This is a genomic window from Micromonospora sp. DT201 (assembly GCF_049841575.1).
Taxonomy (GTDB): domain Bacteria; phylum Actinomycetota; class Actinomycetes; order Mycobacteriales; family Micromonosporaceae; genus Micromonospora.
Map to the genome: position 1 here is coordinate 15,679 of NZ_JBNCKP010000009.1, position 15,288 is coordinate 30,966.

Genomic DNA, 15,288 nt, shown 5'->3' on the forward strand with positions numbered 1-15,288 from the left:
TGCGTGAGGATGGCGTGATGCGCAACCGGATCGAGCAGCCGCGGGTTCATGGGTACGACCGGGTCACCCTCATCGTCCGAGGCGACGCGCTGCCACCCGAGCTCGCGCTCGCCCAGCTGCCCCGTGAGCAGGACCGGCACACCGTTGTCGTGGCCGCGGACCCACCACTGGACCTGCCGACCCTGATCGCGCTGCTCGGCCGCCACCTGCCCGTCAGCTGTGCGTCGATCAGGCTCGTGCTTTCCGAGGCTGGCAGACCAGATATCGGCCAGGTCATCGCGGACGAGCTGTGCTTCGAGGTGCTCGCCCCGGCCGGACCGGTGATGCTGCTGCCCAGCGGGTTGCTGTTCGTCACCAGCGGCCAATGGTGGCGGTTCCGGCCGGGCCATGCGGCGGAGCGGCAAGTTGCCCGGCAGCCCGCACCCGACTGGGAACGTCTGCTCCCGCTCAGCCTCCGGGCGCTGCCGCCCGAGGTGGGGGTGACCGCCGTACCGGCCGGGCTGTGGCTGCACGACACCAAACCGCCCGTGCCGTCGCTGACCGCCGAGGTGCTGGCCGTGCCGGTGGACCCGGAGCGGTTGACCGTGGTGATCGGCCGCCCTGCCGGTTCGCCACTGCCACCCGAGCCCGTCTACGCCATGCTCGAGGCGCTGCCCCGGACATTGCGGCGCCGGCTGCTCCTGGTCAGGCACGGCGTCGCGGACGGCACCGCTGACACCGTCGGGGAATGGCTGGCCGCGCGTACCGGCGGCACCGTCGAGGTGGTCACCGAGGCGGGCGACGCCGCTGAAGCGGAAGCCGACCTGGCCGTCCCCGACGAGCGGCGCGGCTGGCGCCCGTTCGTGCAGCGGCTGGTCTACCGCGCTGGTGCCGCACCGCAGGTGACGCAGTGGCGTGACCCGCTCTCAGGTGGTGCTCCTGGCACGGACGGATCGCAGCAGGTCGACCCGGACTGGGCGGTCGAGGTGATCCGGTCCGGGCTGTGGCTGCGGTCGGTGAGCGACGACTCCGAGCAGGACCTGGTCCGCCGGCTACCGATTGACGACCGTCATCCGCTACTGGTGCTCAGCGCGACGGCTGTCGCACAACCGGCCAGGGCGGCTGAGGTGCTCGCCACCGTGGTGAGCCGACTGCCGGTCGACACCGCCAGCGCGCTGCGCATAGTGGTGACCCGTCCACCGGCCGAGGCCGACGCCGGATTGTGGGAACCGCTGGTCGAACGGCACGGTCCGCTGCTTGCCGTGGTCGGCCCCGGCCACCTGGTCGAACTACCCGGCCGAGCAGCCGCCGAGCCCGAGCCCGCGCCGGTACGCGAGCCTGAGCCTGAGCCGGTACGTGAGCCTGAGCCTGAGCCGGCCCGTGAGCCTGAGCCTGAGCCGGCCCGTGAGCCTGAGCCTGAGCCGGCCCGTGAGCCTGAGCCTGAGCCGGCCCGCGAGCCTGAGCCCGCGCCGGCCCGCGAATCGGAGCCTGAGCTGGTAAGCGAGCCGGAGTCCGTGCCTGAGCTGGCGCCGGAACCCACATCCGTATCCGTGCCAAGGCCCCGCCCCAGCCTGGACCCGGAGCTGCCGTCCGGTCCTGAGGACGCGCACCAGCCGCTGGTGCCGGCCCGGCCTGCCGCTGGTGGGCGTTACCCGGGCGTCGTGTTCGCCGACTGGCGCTTCGAACCGACGCCGGACTGGCGAGCGGGACAGGAGGTGCGCGTGCCCGAGCCGCTCACCGGGACCACCGCGCCGTCCGAACCTGAAAGGTCCAGCGTGGACGGGCCGGTGCTGGTGATCTGGTCGGTCACCGGTCGGCGGACGGGCGACCCCGGCCCGTCGGTGGGGGAACGGGTACGGTTCGCGCCCGGCAGCCAACTGCGGGTGGTCGACGTCGAGCATCTCGGTCGCGACGAGCCGGTGCTGGTGCTGTTGCGCGACACCGCCCCGGAACGGGGTGACTCGCCCGCCACGGACGGGGACGCGGGGCGCGACGACGCCTTGGACCGGCGGGCCCGCACGACGTTGCGTCGGACGGTCGATGCGGTTCGGCGTACGAGCGCGACCGGTTCCTGGCCGCTCAGTCCTGGTCGCGGATACCGAGTGAGTCGATGATCGAGCTGCAGGCCATCAGCCACGCCCGGCGGGTCGGGAGTGCGAGTTGGTCGTACTCGATCCGGCCGCCGGACCGGACGAGCCGGTCGTATGGAATGACCGCCACGTCCCGGACCACCTGGCGGTAACGTTCGACGATGTCGTCGAGGAGCGCCGTGTCCGGCTTCGGGTCGGCGCAGGAGACGACCGCGACCGCGTTCTTGGCCAGGTCGGCCCGGCCGGTGCGGATCAGGTGGTCGAGCATCCAGAGCCCACTGTCGGCCACGTCCCGCTGCACCGTGGTCGGGACCACCAGACAGTCGGCGACCGCGGTCGCCGACTGCCAGTTCGCCGCGCGGACGTTGTTCCCGGTGTCGATCACGATGAGTCGGTAGAAGCGGCACAGGGCGGTCCAGAGTTTGCGGAACGCCTCGTCGTCGATGATTTCCATGCTGCCCGCCGCGTCGTCCGACGCGAGCACATCGAACCGGGCGCTCTGCGGGCGCAGGTACGCGGAGAGTTGCCCCACGCTGCCGGTGGTGGCCAGGAAGTCATCGATCTGATGCAGCAGGTCGACCACGGTCTGCTGGTGGGTGGACGCCTCCGCGCGCATCCCGAGGGTGCCTCGCGTCTCGTTGTTGTCCCAGGCCAGCGTGTATCCGCCACGGTAGAAGCCGAGCGTCGCCGCGGCGATCAACGCGGTCGGGGTCTTCGCGGCACCGCCTTTCGGATTCGCCACCACGACCGACATGGTTCGGCTGAACGAGCGCAGTAGCCGTCGTCGCGCCGCTCGGTGGACCAACTCCTCCCGGGTGGCGGTGAGCGTCAGCGTCCTGCCGGTGAGCCGGTTGGCCCGACCACGCCAGCCCCACTCCGCGGCCTCCTGCCCCGGGCCGCCCACCGGCTCGTCCACACCGGCCGGAGCGGACAGTTCGGCCGGGGCCGCCGCGGCGTCGCCCTCGGGGCTGGCCGGTTGACCGGTGATCTGTCGGGCCGGGCCGGCCGAGGGCAGCACGACCGGAACAGGTACGGGCGGCCCGTCGTTGCCGGTTCCCTGGCGGGACTCGGCGTTGGCGGTGCCGTTGGCGGGGGCCGCCGGGGCGGCCTTCTGCCCGGGGTGCGCGGTCATGATGGTTCTACTCCTGTCGACTAACGGCCGCCGTAGAGGGTACTGGGCGCGGCCGGGTCTCCGGCTTCGGCTTCACCGATGCCATTTCTGGTTGGGCGTGCCCCCGCAGTCCCACAGCTGCAACCGGGTGCCACTGCTGGTCTGCTCGTCCAGCGCGTCGACGCACTTGTCCGCACGCCGGTTGACCAGGTCGTGTGCCTTGTTCAGGTTAAACAGCTGGGAGCTGCTGCCCGAGCAGGTGCTCAGCACGATCTTCGCGCCGTTCGCGGTGGAGCCGCCCGCGACGGTCATGCACTTGCCGAACGCCCGGACCGTACCGTCGTTGTAGATCGTCCACTGCTGGTTGGGGCCGCCGTTGCAGGTCCAGATCTGCAACCGGGGATTGCTCTGATAGGCGCCGTCGGTCACGTCGATGCAGCGGCTGCTGCCGTACCCGATGATCGGCCCGGCCCCGCCGACCGGCTGCGGCTGCGGGTTCGCCGGGGGTTGCTGTGGCGGTGCTGCGCTGGTGGGAGCAGGCGCCGGAGCTGGTTGCCCCCCGGTGGCCGGTTGTCCCCCGGTGGCCGGTTGGCCCCCGGTGGCGGGTTGCCCACCGGCTGCTGGGGTCGAGCCCTGGTCTGCACCGGCACCCGGGCTGGCCGGCACGCCGGGCGTCGCGCTGCCGGACGGTGCGCGCGGCGGATCGCTGCGGCCAGGGCTGGGCTGCGGGGTGCCGCCGAGGCGCGGGTCGTGCTCGTAGACGGCGGTGTAGTTCTGCACCAGGCCGATGAAGTCGCGCATCGCCGGCGCGTCCGGGACGCCGCCGGCACGCTGCACCGCCTCCGGCCCCCACTGGAAGGCGGCGAGCGCCGCCGGGTACGGGTCGCCCTGCCCCACCCGGCTCTGCTCCTCCACCAGCGTGCACATCACGACGGCCAGCGCGGAGATGGCCTGCTGCGGATCCCAGGGTGATCCGGTGGCGGCGTCCGGTGCGTACTGGGCCCAGACCGTCGGGTTGAACTGGGCGATTCCCTGGGCGCCGCTGGTACCGCGCAGATTCGGGTTGAACGCCGACGAGGCCATCAACTGCGCGGCGATCCGGCCCGCCGGCACCGCCGGGCAGGTCTTCCCGGCCGCCAGGATCGCGGCCAGGTATTCGGCGGGTACCGGAGTGGCCGGGGTACCCGGGCGCGGTTCCACCCCGCCCACCGGTCCGGCTGACGCAGTCGGGCCAGTGGGGGAGAACTCGGGTCGGCGGGCGTACCAGGCCGCGTAGCCGGCCACGGTGGAGACGTACCGATCCGCGCTGGACGGCACCCGTTTGGCATCGCGTACGGCGTCCAGTCCGGAGTGGTACGTGGCCAGCGTCAGCCGCCACTGATCACCGCCCATTCCGGCCTTCCGGACCTGCCCGGACAGGTCACACATGTGGTGTGCCAGCGCGACGATGTTGGCCGTCGGGTCGCTGCGCTTCGCCGCCGAACCGGGCTTCCAGGTGTTCCACACACTCTCGGTCAAGCCGGCCAGGCCCTCGCCGCCGTTGTCCGAGCGTGCGGTCGGGTTGAAGCCGGAGGCGGCCATCAGTTGCCCGGCGAGCCGGGCCGGAGTGAGGATCGGGCAGGAGAGCGCGGCGGCGGCGATCGTCTGCACCTGACCGGGCGGGACCGGGCGGCCGGTGCGGATCGCGTCGTCGGCGGTGGCGATGCCGAGCCCGGATGCCGCCAGCACACCGCTCGCGCCGAGCAGGACCAGCAGGACTCCGGCTGCGACAGCCCGCCGCAGGGGACTGTCGAGTCGGTCCAGGCCCGCGCGGCGCAGGGACGCGACCCGGCGCAGCAGGGGGGACCGGCGTTGGGCCTGGGCGGACAGGTCGACGAGTCGCCTGCGCAGCTCCGACGCGGCACCGTGGCCGAACTTGAGTCGCATTCTGATTTTCTCCCTTGCGCACCGTCTCCGAAGTAGCACGACGGGCCACGACGGTCGCCGGTTCACCCGCTGGCCGGTTTCTTGACCGGTTCGCGACCGAAAGCCGACCGGCTTCGCGTGCAGGGGTGGTTCGGTGCTGGGTGCAACTCACTTTTTTACCGGCTCTTGCGCTCTCGTTCACTTTCGGACATGTAGTTGTTTTCCTCGCTCCGGTCAGCTTTCGGTCATGACCGTTGCCGGTTCCTCCCTCCGTTCGTACCGGGCGGGAGGTGGGCCCGGACCATGGCGATTCAGGTGTCGGACGACGTCGCGACGTTCCTGAAATGGCTCACCGGCGAGGAGTTGCCCGGGACGGACGAGGACCGGCTCCGTAACCTGGCGCAGGCGCAGATCGTGGCCGCGGACGGTTTGGACGACGTCGTGCCGATCCTCGTCAGCGCGGTCAACAGCATTCGTGACGGGGTGCAGGGCGCGTCCGAGAAGGCTTTCGTCGACGCGATGGGGGCCTACCTGCACGACCCCGGCTACATCACCCTCGCCGGCCGGTACGTCCGCCGCCTGGGGTCCGACCTTGAGGACACGGCGACCCAGGTCGAGTACACCAAGCTGATGATCATTGCGACGGTCATCGAATTGATGATCGAGCTTGCGATCGCGCTGGCCGTGGCATGGTTCTTCCCGGGTGCGTTGGACGCGGTGGCGATGCGGCTGACGACCGGCCAGATCAAGATCGCGCTCTGGCTGGCCCGGCTGATCGTCAATGTGGTGCTGGGTCAGGTCGTGGGTATCGGGATGCAGGTCCTGATGGACTTCATCGTCCAGGCAATCCAGATCCACAACGGCACCCGGGACCACTTCGACACGAAGCTGACCGCCGACGCGGCGGCCATCGGAGCCTGGGGCGGCGCGGTGGGTGTCGTGCTCGGTGCGGGCGCCGGGCCGGCGACCGGGCTGCTCAGGCGCGCGCGGGGCGCATTCCACGGAGCCGGAGCGGACGTGGCCACCGGTATCACCGGAGCTGGTGGCAAGAATGCTGCCGGGGCCGGGGGTAAGAGCAGCACTGGTGCGGGGGGCCGTGCGATCGCGCCGGACGAGCCGCCGACCATCGACGGATTCGTCAAGGATCTGGGCCACGAGGCGGTCAGCGAAGTGGTGACCGAGGGCACCTACGGGATGATGACCGGGACGGGCTGGCAGTGGGGTGCGATGCCCGCCACCGCGGTCTCCGGTGCGCTCTCCGGTGCCGCCGAGGGCGGCGGTTCGGCTCTCGGATACAGGCTGCGCCACCGTAACGACGGCATCAACGGTCCGGCCAACGGCCCGGACGACGATTTGCTGCCGACCAGATCGAACACGTCCGACTCCCCACCGCCGTCGGACTACGGACCCGCGCCGCCGTCCGAGGTGGGGGGAGGCACACCATCCGGTACGACCGGTCCCGCGCAACCCTCGACGAATACGGGTACCCCGGCCGTCGGGGCTTCCGAACCGGTCACCGGTGGTGGGGTAGGGGGTAGCGGCGGCGAAGCAACCAGCGGCGGTGGTGCGAATCCGGCCCGGCCGCCCCTCGGACCGGGGCACTGGTCCTCGCCTGCACCGGGCATCGCCCCTCATCCGGGAGCCTCGTCCGGTCCGGGCCCGGGCATTGCGCCTCATCCGGGAGCCTCGTCCGGTCCAGGACCGGGAACTGCGAATGCACAGGTGTCGCAGGCCCCGTCAACCCCACCCGGGTCGCCGCTCGCGCCGGATCACACGGCAGCGTTCCCCAACCAGGACCTGCTGGCGACGCCGTCCACCCCGCAACCGTTCACGGCCACCGGACCGGCACCGGTCCCGACCATTTCGCTCGGCCCGGCTGACCCGGTCACCCCGACCGTGCCGACCCCGAGTACGTCGGTCCCGACGCACACGCCGTCGCCGTCGCCGTCGCCGTCGCCGTCATCGTCGCCGTCGCCGTCGCCGTCGCCGTCGCCGTCGCCGTCGCCGTCGCCGTCGGCCGCGTCGAACGCCGCCCCCGGGCCGATCGTTCCGCGCACCGGTCCGACGCCGATCACCTCGGTGCCGGGAACCACGCCGGCCACTCCGTCGACCGGCCAACCTGTGGTGACGGGCCAGGACCGCTCTGGCGAGCCGACATCGCGTGGCGGGGCCGAATCGGGGCCGGTACGCCGGGACGCACAGGTCGGAGCAGACCGACCGACCCGGCCGGAGCCGGTGCACAACATGCCCGACGGCCGCCGATCCGACGGCCAGCGCCTGGACGGGAACCGCATCGACGGCCAGCGCCTGGACGGGAACCGCATCGACGGCCAGCGTCCGGACACCGGCCCGGAGCAGGTGCGGCGGGTGCCCACGACGCAGGACGCCCGGGTGACACCGCAGGATTCAGTCACGCTGCGGAAGGTGGCATCGGACCTCAGACGGGAGGAGGCCCTCGGAGAGGGGGGCCTGTTCGGGCGGGGCGACGCGCCGGTGTCCCGGACGGCACATGACGTGAGCGCCGGCCTGGGGTGGCTGCTCGCGGATTCCCGCCGACCGGTCTGGACCGGCGAGCCGGACTGCTACCCCGGCCTGCTCGCCTCGTACCTGGCCAAACACCGCCGGCTCGCCCGGCGCACGGTGGACGAGACGTTGTTGGGTCGGGGCGACCCCCGGGAGTTCGCGCACGCCGTCGACGGCTCATGGGAGCAGTTCGGGGGCGACGCTGACGCACTTCGGACCCTGTTGACCGATGCCGACGGCACACGGCGGGACGGCTGGAGCGCGTACGTGTGGGTGCGCCCTCCGGGTGGCGACGCGCACATGTTCGAGCTGCACGCGGACGCGACCGTACCGGCCGGGCAGCCGGGTGGACTGAAGTGGGTCGACCTTCAGCGTCCTACGGGCTGGCTGGACGCGACGTCTGACCAGGGACTCGCGGAGAACCTGCCACTGGCCAGGGTCATGCTGACCGACGCCGCTGGCCGCTGGGTGCCGCTGGCCGAGGCGGCCGGACTCCGGAACCGGCCGAGCAGGTCGCCCCTCGTCGAGGCGTTGGTGGACTCGCCGCGCAACCCCGGGCCCGGCATGCTCCGCCGGGCCGCTCTGGCGTCGAGTTCCCGGGCCAAGAACGACCGTTTCAACGAGGCGTCCGCGTCAACCGTCGTGCCGAAGCCGAGCGGCTCGCTCTACCAGGACCAGCCCGACCTGCTGTACGAGGTGGACGGTGCCACCGACCTCGACAAGCTGGTCGATGACCTGCGGACCGATGTCGAGGAACGGGTACGTGCCCGGATCGGGTCGATCGTGCACCGGCTCACCCGGGGCGGCCGGCAGGCGATCAGCGTCGACTTCAGCCGCATCGAGAGCGCGCTCCGCAATGACCTGCAGTCGTTCTTCACCAGTGGTGGGCGGACGTTCGACGTCCGCGACGGCACCGGCCGTTGGCACAGCGTCACCGTCTCCACGACCCGGCTGACCGACCAGCAGCAACGGCTGGACCAGAGTCATGACAAGGCCAAGTACGACACGAGGAACGACTTCAGTACGGCACTGAAGGAGACCGAGAGCTCCGGCGACAGCCTCGCCATCGGTGCCGGCTTCATTATCGGCGGTCGGGTCGGACCGGGCGGCGGGGTGTCGGGCGAGATGGCCCTGGCCCAGGCGGCGCAGACCAGCGAGAGCGGCGCAACCCTCTTCGACTCGCACAACATCCGCAGCGGCGGAGTGTCCCACCTGGTGTTGGCGCCGGTCCGGTTCACCGTGCACGTGGGCAAACCGGGGTCGGTGCTGCCCACCCCACCACCGGCGCACCAGTCGACGGCAGACGATGCGGACGCGGCACCGAACGTGGTCACCGCCCAGGTTGGTTTCCGTACGCTGGACGACATCGCCAGGGCGACCCCACGTACCGACGGTATGCAGCAGGGCAGCTTCGACGTGTCGACGCTGGTCCAGAACCTGAACGTGGTCCGGATCCTGGACGCCCGGACGGTGGCCGTCGCCCAGCCGGGCACCTTTGCCTCGAACGATGGAGCCGCGGGTGCCCTGACCACAGTGGAGGACGACGACACCACGGATTCGCAGACCTGGAACGAGGTCGTTGAGGACATTCTGCGCCAGTTCCAGCCGACCGGCACCGCCGACCAGGGCAGCCTCAGTCGGGAGCAGCTCCGGGCGCTGCTGAGTGAGCCCAGCGTGCTGGGGCAACTGCTCCCGGCGTTGGAGGGCGACGTGAACTCGCCGTTGATCGTCAGTCCGTCCCGTCGTCAGGCGGTGGCCCTCCAACTCAACGCGGAGGTCACCGGGATGCAGGTGGTCGCGGACGTCAAGAAGTCCTCGTTCCGATGGCAGCCCGGCTACACCGTCAACGGTCGGGAGCAGCACATCAGCGCGGTCGGCGGTAGCGGGAGTGTGGTGCCGATTCGCTGGGGCTTCGGGTGGGCGTACGTGCAACTGCGACTCAGCGCGGGTTTCCGGCGCAACACCACCACCAGTGCCCGGCAGAGCAGCACCACCCGGACCGGCACCGAGTTCAAGGACATCGAAAACGTTCTGGCCAAGGTGAACGTACGGCTCACCATCAACACCGCTACCCGGGTCAACGCCTTCCAGCAGCCGTTCCGCACCGGTGTACGCCCGATCGTGCTGGATCTGAGCGTGCTGTCCCGCCTGCCGAAGGCCAAGGCCGAGGAATTGGTCCGCGACGTGCGTCCGCCCGTGCTGCGAAGGGCCGGCACGCTGCCCCCGAGGACCAGCACCGGGTCGGCGAGGGAACACGGCACAACCAGCACCGATTCCGGCTCAGCGACCAGGGCGCAGCGTAGGACAAGCGCCACGTCGCCGGAACGGCCGAGGGCGTACCGCAGAACCAGCACGGTGTCCATCGAGCGGAACACCGATGGCGGAGAGCGCGATCCTCAGCAGGAGAGAGAGTTCCGCAGGACAAGCACTGTATCGATCGACCCGAACACCGTAGGCAAGATCCGTGAGCTGGGCTCGGAGCAGGGGCCGGGGAAGCATCCACCGCCGTTCGCCGAAAAGGGCGGGCATGCGATGCCGTACCAGATGAGCCAGTTCGCCGATCTGCAGCAGCAGACCGCGCGCCTGGTCCGGCGGTTCGGCGGTGGTTTCCTGCCCCGGTTCCGCCGCGAGGGCGTGGCCCAGCGGATGGCCTTCGCCAGCTCCGCCAGCGAACGCCAGCGCAACCAGGCGGCGTTGGACCGGGCGCTGTCGGTGCCGGCGCTGCGACAGAACTACACCACCCTGCTCAACGGCGGAATCGCGGTCCGGCTGACGCGGACCACGTGGTTCTCCAGCCGCCACGTGGTGGTTCACGTGACCGCCCGGCACCCGCAGGAGCTGGTGCACGCCGGTGTGGAACGCAACGTCGCCGTCCGCAATTTCCAGAGCCGAGGTGAGCAGGACAGCGCCGCCGGCGGTGCCCAGTGGCGGGCCGCGGTGGCCGTCGAGGGTGGGCCCATCCTCCGGTTCAACGACGCTGCGGTGAACACGGGTGTCAGCCCAGGGGTCTCGGCCGAGTTGCAGGGGCGCTGGGCGCAGCAGGGTGGTGTGGACGTGACCGGGCAGGACACCGCGCTGCACGGCGGCACGCCGAACTCGGAGCGTTACCACGGCGACCTGGAGCTGGTCGTGAGCATCTACCCGTACCAGGTGGGGATCGGCCGCGACCAGGGCTCCCGGATCGGCTTGGGCGTCCGGGCCAAGACCCTGCGGTACGTCGACGGCACGTCGTTCACGCGTAGCGACAACGCGGTGCAGGTCGGTGGGAAGGCGCTGCCCCGGTACAGCCTGCGCCAGAGGCACCCGGTCGACGTCCTCTACTCGGCCAGCGCCGCACCGAAGGAGCAGGTCAAACTCCCGGTGAATGTGACCAAGGGGCCGCGGGAGCCACTGGCCCGGCGAACCAGAACCGACCTCAACACCCTGCGTACGTTCGTCGACTATTCCCCAGCGCCCTCCGGTTCTCCCTCGGCCTCGGCCGAGGGAGAAGTCAAGGAGTGGCAGTTCGTCGAGTCGATGCCGGGCAGTGCCGATCTGCTCAAACTCGCCCGGGAAACGATCCAGGAGACGCAGCAGTACGAGGGCCGCGCGTCCCGGCGTCATCTCGGCGGTCTGCGTGGTGAGACGAGCCTGAAGGAGGGCATGCCGCTCTGGGCTGACCTCACCGACAGTCTCACCGCCGGTCAGCAGGCCACCAACCTCGGCGCCATGACCGAGAAGCAGTGGGATCTCGACCCGCTCACCACGGACATCGACGGTGGCCGGCTCGACGTGTCGATCGCCGGGAGGCTGGTCAATCCGCGCCTGGTGCCGGTCCAGGCAGAGATCACCACCGAGCACGCGCCGAGCGGCGGGGTGCAGGTGTGGAGCAGCCGTACCCGGGAGACCCAGCTCCTGGCCCGGGGCCAGGTCGGAGTCTCGCTGCGGGAGTCGGTGCGCCCCGGGGACAACTACGGCGGCGGTGGCACCGGGGCAGCCGGCTACCAGCGGACGTTGATGTACCGGATGACCCGTAAGCGGAGCAAGGTCAGCGGCGCCATCGAGCGCAACGTCAACAACCGCAAGGGGAAGAAGCGGACCTACCTGGTGGTGGCCGACCTGCGGGCGACGGTGGCCGCCGAGGTGACGAACTCCGCCGATCTACCCATGGCGCTGGTACCCAGACCGTTCCAACCGGACAGCTGGGAGCACCACAAGTCGGTGCGCCACAGTGCGGTCATCGAGAACGCTGTCTACCTGCGGGTCAGTGAGGAACAGGCGGTGGCGATGGGCCTGTTCGGTGACGTGCGGCCACCGATGGCGTCCGCCCTGGCCGGGCCGGCGTCCAACGGCGCTCCGGTTACCGACGGGGCGCGCAACGTCAAGCTGACCCTGCGGCCGGGCGGGTCAGCCGGGTTGGGACTGCAGACCTTCCATGACGTCCCCTCGCTGGTGGACCCGGCGATCGTGGCACTGCGTAACGCGGTGAACGGACCGAATCCGCAGCCGCTGGCCCAGCCGATCCTGAACGCGCTGACCGGTCGCGGGCTGGCGGACCCGATGCTCAACCGGCGCCGGATGCTGCACGCGCTGTCCCGCCCCGGGGTACGGCGGAACTGGGCGGCGCTGTTCGACGGCGGTGTTTCCCTGATCCACGCCGACATCGGGATCTTCAGCCAACGGCTCTACGACGTACGCCTCGAAGCGGTCCTCGACAAGGGGATCACGTTCGACCAGTTCGTCGCCAACCACGACGACATCGACGTGCGTACCGTTGGCATGCAGGGCCAGACCGACCTGCTCCGGACCGCCCACGGCGGGGGCCTCTACGTCAACACCGCCGCGTCGGCGGTGCTCAACCCGCAGGGTCAGCAGGCCGCGGTCGGCGGTGGCTACCAGTACAACACCAACAGCCTGACCTCGACCTCGACCACGACCGAGTCGGAGCAGCGGACCACCGAGATCAGTTCCGGCCGAGGGGTGAAGGCGCGGGTCACGCTCGATCTCCAGTTCCAGATCCGGATCTACCACCGGGGAGAGGCCGTGCCGAATGGCACGATCACCTTCCGGGCGCCGGTGACCGTCGACCGGTGGGCCGGCGACCTGCGACTTCCACCGCCGCGCCAGGGTGCCGTGCACCCGCCGAAGGCGTACCGGCCCGACCCGACGCCCGGCCCGGAACCGGGCTGGCAGGTGCGCAACGGTCTGCTGTTGCCGCCCCGGTACGCGCCGGAGGACCTCAGCGGCGCGGCCCACCTCCAGACGGCGGCCCAGGCGTTGTTGACCGGCGCCGCGGACCGTCTGCATGTCTCCGGTTACGTCGGGGCGCACCAGGTGCACCAGGGGTTGACCCCGGAATTGTTGCTTCCGAACATCAGGCAGGCCTTCGACCCAGACGGGCTGGAACTGCCGCCGGTACCGAGCGCCACCGTGTCGATGGCGGAGGCACTGATCACCCTTGGGCTCAAGCCGACGGCGGCCAGGCTTGGTGGCGTCGATTCGGCTGTGTACCGGGAGCACGCCGCGCAGCAGGCGGCCACCATCAGCAGCGGGTCGAACAAGCTCACCCAGTCGCTGCACGCTCCCCGGCTGCTGCTCGGCCGAGGCTACCTGGGCGACCCGTACCAGGCGTTGGAGAACAGCAACAGTGGTCCGAGCAGTGGCGAGACGGTCGCGTTGGCGGCAGGTGGGGAGGATTCGTCGGCCCGCTTCGGCAACGTCAAACCGGAGGGTCGGTCGGCCCTGATCGAGTACGTCTGCGAGCCGACCGTCGCGGTCACCCTGCCCCGCGCGGCGCAGGCCGACAGGCAGCACCGCGATGACCAGGTCCAGCCGGTGATCGTGGCGGTGCGGATGGGGCTGGACGACGCGCGCCGGGTGCTCGGCATCAACAGCGGCGCCCCGGACGACGTACGCCGCGAGTTCGAGGCGATCGTGACGCACGAGCAGCAGCTGGCCCGCCTCGGCGACGAGTTCGTCGCGATGGGGGAGGCGGAGGCGGCGGCGAAGTACGCGGCCCTGGGCAGCCAGATAACCAACCCGTCTCAGCCTGGGCCAGCGGGGTCACCGGGCAGCAGGCCAATCGACCCGGTCTTGCGCGAGCAGTGGCAGAAGGCGATCGGAAAGCGGGAGTTGGCCGAGGCCGCGTGGTGGAAGTCGATGCAGGACCACTACCGCCAGCTCGACGAGTTCAGTGCCAAGTACGAGGCCAGGCCGGACGCGCCGGTCAACCCGCCGCTGCTCACGGTGCCCGCGGTCAGTGTGCTTCCGGACAACGATCCGCCACCGGAGCAGAAGCGAGCGTCGATCAGGGAGCCGCTCGCGGCCGAGTCGCATCTGCGGCGGATCACCGAGGAGGCCGAGCACGGGGAGCCGGAGGGCAGGAGGGCACGTGCGGCCGTGACGACGGTGGTGCCGCCGCTGTCGTCGCGACGCGAGTGGGATCTGCCGGTGGTCGACCACGACGTGGTGGAGGAGGAACTGGCCCGTCGTACGGCGGCCGAGCGGCAGCGGATTCGGCGGTACGCCGACGCGCTCGAACGTTCGTCCCCGGTCCAGCTGCCGGCACCCACCCACGAGGTGCTCGACACGCGTTCCCGGACGACCGCGGCACTGCTCGGTGGTGCCGCCCCGTATGCCCTGGCGACGACTTCTGGCAGGGGTCGGCCGGCGGGTCCGCGCGAGGTGACTGTTCCGGCCGTTCCGGCACCCACCCCGCCGGTCCCGCAACAGCGCTCCGCCCCGCCGGTCCCACCGGCACCGGTGGTGGAGTCGACACGGTCGGTCCCCTCGCTGGCCGGGCCCGGGTCGACGAGTGGCACCCAGTCGGCTCAGTCCAACATGTTCCTGGTCGCTGAGGCTCTGGTCCGCCCGTACCGGGTGTTGCCGATCCGACCCTCGGATCCGGTGATCGACCGGCTCTGGCGGGTCGCGATCGCGGCGCTGTCCGGCGGTGCCGACCCTGCGGACGTTGCCCGGCGGGTGACCGACTTGGCGGCGTCGCTCGGCCGTACTGCCGCACCCCAACAGCCGCACCTGCCTCGCTGACCGACAGGCCGGGCGCCTGTCGCGGCACGGCTCGGGACCGTGCCGCGACCCGTCAGGAGGCGTGCGCCCCGGGAGGGGAACCGCCGCCACTGCGTCACGCCGTTGGGCTGCTGCCACCCGACGTGCCGAGGTGGATGTCGACGTCGGCGGGCTCCGTCATCTGGTCGTACGCCTTGGTTCTGAGCCGGTTGGTCTGCAGCTCGCCGTCGAGCAGCGCCGCCCGCAGCGCCTCCGCGTCCGCGATTCCATTGCTGGTCACCGAGTCGGCGACGTTCCATAGGCAGAATCCCCGTGCGCCCCGACCGTGCTCGGCTACCAACACGTCACCGCCGCTCGGCTCGCCGCAGAGACCCCGGCACCACCTGGTCCAATTACGCCCCCAGGCGACCACAGAGGATGAGATTCGGGCCTGCTCGTCAGATAACGTTGGTCCACTCGTGATCCGGGCTCAAGATCCGGCTCTTCCAGGACAACACCCCCGGTCGCGTCCGGATCGTCAGTTACGAGGAGCAGCTCGATCGTCTCGTGTCGACCGTAGGAGCGCAGGACCTCCTGGCGTCGGGGAACCCGGTGGAGCCACCCGACAGGAACGGGTAACCGCGGAGCTCGCCGTGGCCGTCCGCGTCACTGCCGTTGGCCGGGTTATGGCGTGAG

At 70.9% G+C, this 15,288-nt stretch carries 5 protein-coding genes; 2 read left to right on the forward strand and 3 right to left on the reverse strand.

What is annotated here, in order from left to right; all coding sequences use genetic code 11:
• Positions 1-17 precede the first annotated feature (17 nt).
• On the forward strand, positions 18-2,093 hold the full coding sequence (locus tag ACLQ28_RS16890) for a hypothetical protein (RefSeq protein ID WP_425687216.1): 2,076 nt from the start codon (positions 18-20) through the stop codon (positions 2,091-2,093).
• On the opposite strand, the gene ACLQ28_RS16895 is transcribed toward ACLQ28_RS16890, so the two are convergent.
• Positions 2,059-3,201 (reverse strand): MinD/ParA family ATP-binding protein, encoded by a 1,143-nt coding sequence (locus tag ACLQ28_RS16895; protein WP_425687217.1) that lies wholly within the window; start codon positions 3,199-3,201, stop codon positions 2,059-2,061. The genes ACLQ28_RS16890 and ACLQ28_RS16895 overlap by 35 nt on opposite strands.
• A gap of 72 nt (positions 3,202-3,273) precedes the next feature.
• Positions 3,274-5,106 carry a ricin-type beta-trefoil lectin domain protein gene (locus tag ACLQ28_RS16900; RefSeq protein WP_425687218.1) on the reverse strand — a complete coding sequence of 611 codons (1,833 nt, stop codon included), beginning with the start codon at positions 5,104-5,106 and terminating at the stop codon, positions 3,274-3,276.
• Positions 5,107-5,388: 282 nt separating this feature from the next.
• Between ACLQ28_RS16900 and ACLQ28_RS16905 the strand changes: the two genes are divergently transcribed.
• Positions 5,389-14,634, forward strand: a complete 9,246-nt coding sequence (locus ACLQ28_RS16905) for a hypothetical protein (RefSeq protein ID WP_425687219.1) — start codon at positions 5,389-5,391, stop codon at positions 14,632-14,634.
• 94 nt (positions 14,635-14,728) lie between these two features.
• Here ACLQ28_RS16905 and ACLQ28_RS16910 read toward each other — a convergent pair whose 3' ends face one another.
• Positions 14,729-14,893 (reverse strand): hypothetical protein, encoded by a 165-nt coding sequence (locus tag ACLQ28_RS16910; RefSeq protein ID WP_425687220.1) that lies wholly within the window; start codon positions 14,891-14,893, stop codon positions 14,729-14,731.
• Between the last annotated feature and the right edge of the window lie 395 nt (positions 14,894-15,288).

Bases quoted from the DNA above. Each gene is read 5' to 3' on its own strand.
- ACLQ28_RS16890 (WP_425687216.1), top strand. From the start codon at position 18: ATGCGCAACCGGATCGAGCAGCCGCGGGTTCATGGGTACGACCGGGTC.
- ACLQ28_RS16895 (WP_425687217.1), bottom strand. From the start codon at position 3,201: ATGACCGCGCACCCCGGGCAGAAGGCCGCCCCGGCGGCCCCCGCCAAC.
- ACLQ28_RS16900 (WP_425687218.1), bottom strand. From the start codon at position 5,106: ATGCGACTCAAGTTCGGCCACGGTGCCGCGTCGGAGCTGCGCAGGCGA.
- ACLQ28_RS16905 (WP_425687219.1), top strand. From the start codon at position 5,389: ATGGCGATTCAGGTGTCGGACGACGTCGCGACGTTCCTGAAATGGCTC.